Here is an 894-nt window from a genome sequence, read left to right as displayed (position 1 = left end):
TAAATCAAAAGCAGAGGGCATAGCACAAGCTGCCTTTAAATCTCTGTGCATCCGTTCATGTCTGCCATTTTGTTCCGGATGGGCCGGGTCCGAAATTACAGGTAGAATACCCAAGTCAATAAACCAATAGGAGAGCCTTGTGAACTGCTGGATCGCTGCTACCGATCCAAAGGGTCCACCATTTTCAGTATGAATTTGTTTGGGAAAACCATACCTTTTAAAAACCTTTGTAAATTCAGCTTTAGAGGCCACAAAGTTCTCCTTGTATTGTGCTTTGGCTATAAAAAGAAATCGACTTATGGAGTCCGGTATGATTAATGGATAACAGTATTTGATTTTGCTTTCAATCAAAACCTACTCAAAAAGTGTAAACCAATTCCCTTTATCGTACCTTACTTGTGCACAACGGTCTAGTGTATGAGCAGTAGCGGATTGTTCACAACTACCTTTCGGACAACAATATACTTAATTAAACACAAAAAGCGGTTCGAGTTACCACCCGAACCGCTATTGCTTTTATACCTTGTTGTATTTTGGTGTTTTTTATTTCGATCATTTGTATTGGTCTGATTTTTTTAGACTATCTTCTATTCAATTGCTTTAGAAAATTACTTTCCTTCAGTGTGCTGTTCGCAATAATTATTGCTAATACAAAAAGTGAGACAAATCCGGAAATTAAGATATAAGTATAAAAACCTTCGGAAAACTCTTGTTGAAAATATGGCAGCAACCTTGTAAAGCCGAAAATATATAACGCAAAGCATATAGGTGTAATGATATAGTTTACTTTCAACCTTAATTTGTAGTATTTTTTCAGATATTTTTGAAATGACATATTGTCTAATGAAATAAGCTGACTTTCTTTTCGATAAAGTGAAATGAACTCCAGAATGA

Annotated in this window: 1 protein-coding gene and 1 pseudogene; both read right to left on the bottom strand. The window is 35.5% G+C overall.

Going from position 1 to position 894, the window contains the following annotated elements; genetic code table 11:
* Positions 1-351: pseudogene (locus E1171_RS00650) on the bottom strand (DDE-type integrase/transposase/recombinase); the annotation flags it as partial.
* A 229-nt stretch (positions 352-580) separates the two neighbouring features.
* Positions 581-894: hypothetical protein (locus E1171_RS24050; RefSeq protein ID WP_222931300.1), on the bottom strand; the 314-nt coding region annotated here is incomplete at its 5' end.

It is taken from the genome of Xanthovirga aplysinae (genome assembly GCF_009711365.1).
GTDB classification, from domain to species: domain Bacteria; phylum Bacteroidota; class Bacteroidia; order Cytophagales; family Cyclobacteriaceae; genus Xanthovirga; species Xanthovirga aplysinae.
The sequence above is the reverse complement of the archived record's forward strand: the minus strand, read 5'-3'. Positions and strand labels throughout refer to the sequence as shown.